Raw genomic sequence first — 719 nt, 5'->3', positions numbered from 1 at the left:
CTATCCGGCCTCGCCATCCGGCATGACCGGTGTGCAGACGCTGGTGCCGATCATGCTCGACCACGTCAATGCCGGAAGGCTGACCCTGCAGCGCTTCGTCGACCTTTCCAGCCACGGTCCGCAGCGCATTTTCGGCATGGCGCGCAAGGGCCGCATCGCCGCCGGCTACGACGCCGACTTCACGGTCATCGATCTCAAGCGCCGCGAGACCATCACCAACGCGCAGGCCGGCTCGAAGGCCGGCTGGACGCCCTATGACGGCAAACAGGTCACCGGCTGGCCGGTCGGCACCATCGTGCGCGGTAGACGCGTCATGTGGGAAGGCGAGATCGTTACGCCTGGACAGGGCAGGGCGGTGGAGTTCTCCGAGGCGCTGGCGAGGTAGCTATTCCGCCACATTGGATTTTCCGCTCTTTCCACGGCGAACGGTGGGGTACTGCAGTTCCGTCAATGGAGATAACGGAAGATGCGTTCCATGAACGGCAAATATGCGCTCCTGAAAATCTTGCATGTCTCCGCCCTGGCCACAGTGGTCGGCTGGTATGGTTTCGGAACGCAGAGTCTGGCGCGAAATCTCGAAACGAATTATTCGGATTTCGACGAAATGGCGTTCAAAAACATGGTTATAGCAGGTGACTGCGATGAAGCATTTCATTCTATTTGGCATAGAGTGGCGACTGGTGAAGTAAGTCCTACAGAAATATTTGAAGTATATATAG

2 protein-coding genes are annotated in these 719 nt (G+C 57.9%); both read left to right on the top strand.

The features are described 5' to 3' along the window. Positions 1–385, top strand: a 385-nt coding sequence (locus EOA33_RS37500) for an amidohydrolase family protein (RefSeq protein ID WP_145989593.1), incomplete at its 5' end; no start/stop codon positions are given. 90 nt (positions 386–475) lie between these two features. Continuing rightward, a partial coding sequence (locus EOA33_RS37495) for a hypothetical protein (RefSeq protein ID WP_145989592.1) occupies positions 476–719 on the top strand: 244 nt, incomplete at its 3' end.

It is taken from the genome of Mesorhizobium sp. M4A.F.Ca.ET.050.02.1.1 (assembly GCF_003997725.1).
Taxonomy (GTDB): domain Bacteria; phylum Pseudomonadota; class Alphaproteobacteria; order Rhizobiales; family Rhizobiaceae; genus Mesorhizobium.
The sequence above is the reverse complement of the archived record's forward strand: the minus strand, read 5'-3'. Positions and strand labels throughout refer to the sequence as shown.